Genomic DNA, 1,344 nt, shown 5'->3' on the forward strand with positions numbered 1-1,344 from the left:
CCCGCCTGATTTATTGGGCGGGATCGTTGGCTTTTAAATATTGAATGCGCCTTTGGCGCAAATTTAATAAGTTTCGCGCCGTAGGCGCGACTTACTTTCCCCCTGCCCTAAAGGACTAGCGCCTTCGGCGCGTCGCGGCCGCGACCTTCTTTCCCCCTGTGCCCTAAAGGACTAGCGCCTGCGGCGCGTCGGGGACAGAAGGCAAAGGCACAGTTAAGGAGGGACCCTTTCGATTGGGTCCCTCCTTAACAATCCTCCTCCGCAACGACCAAGGGGGTCTTACGACCCCCTTGGAACCCCTCCCGCATCTTAGGTCCAGCGTTTTAACTAATACGGAAACGCCGCGATTTTAAAGGCCTCCCTGTGCAAGGGAGGCTGTCAGCCGAAGGCTGACTGGAGGGTTGTAAGCTTCCGGAATTGCCAAGCTCGGCGTTCGCGCAGGCTTGGTAACAACCCCTCAGTCGCGCTTCGCGCGCCAGCTCCCCTTGCACAGGGGAGCCTTTAAAGGGTGCGCCTTCGGCGCATTGATTCTTATAACCGGACCAGCCCCGACTTTAGGGGGAATCCAAGGGGGTCGTAAGACCCTCTTGGTCGTTCAGGAAAGGGATTGTTAAGGGAAAACCCATTCGAAAGGGTTTTCCCTTAACCGCGCCTTTGCTTACTTTCCCCGCAGGGGGAAAGTAAGTCGCGTCCCGCGGACGCGAAACAAATCAAATTCGCGCCAAAGGCGCGTTCAATATTGAAAACCCCTCGCCCTTGGGGCGAGAAAATTACCCCCTTTTGGCAGAAAATTCACAGAAAATTCGTTGAAATCGCATTTTTGTTATGATAAAATAAAAAAGTATATTTTTAATGTTATAGGGGGAGGAGCACGCTTGTATCGAAGTAAACTATCCGAAAAGCTGAACGAGTCGCTGAAGGCCGTGCTGCCCATTGTGGGCATCGTGCTGGTGCTGAGCTTCGCGGTCGCGCCGATCCCGCCGGGGATTTTGATGGCATTTCTGCTCGGCGCGGCGCTGCTCATTATCGGCATGATGCTCTTTTCGCTGGGCGCTGAGCTCGCCATGACCCCGATGGGCGAGCGCGTCGGCACCTGCATGACGCGGACGAAAAAGGTTTGGCTTATGCTGCTGCTCGGCTTTTTGCTGGGCTTTATCATCACCATCTCGGAGCCGGATCTCCAGGTCCTCGCCAATCAGGTGCAGGCGGTCCCCAATATGGTGCTCATCGTCACCGTTGCGGTCGGCGTCGGCATTTTCCTGCTCATCGCGCTGCTGCGTATGCTGCTCAGCATCCCGCTGCGGACGCTGCTGGTCGGCTTTTATATCGTCGTGTTCGTGCTGG

1 protein-coding gene is annotated in these 1,344 nt (G+C 55.8%); it reads left to right on the forward strand.

Going from position 1 to position 1,344, the window contains the following annotated elements; genetic code table 11:
• Positions 1 to 875 precede the first annotated feature (875 nt).
• Positions 876 to 1,344, forward strand: a 469-nt coding sequence (locus tag QZ105_RS10480) for a DUF1538 family protein (RefSeq protein WP_293729865.1), incomplete at its 3' end; no start/stop codon positions are given.

The sequence above is a fragment of the uncultured Phascolarctobacterium sp. genome (assembly GCF_905212365.1).
Lineage (GTDB): Bacteria > Bacillota > Negativicutes > Acidaminococcales > Acidaminococcaceae > Phascolarctobacterium_A.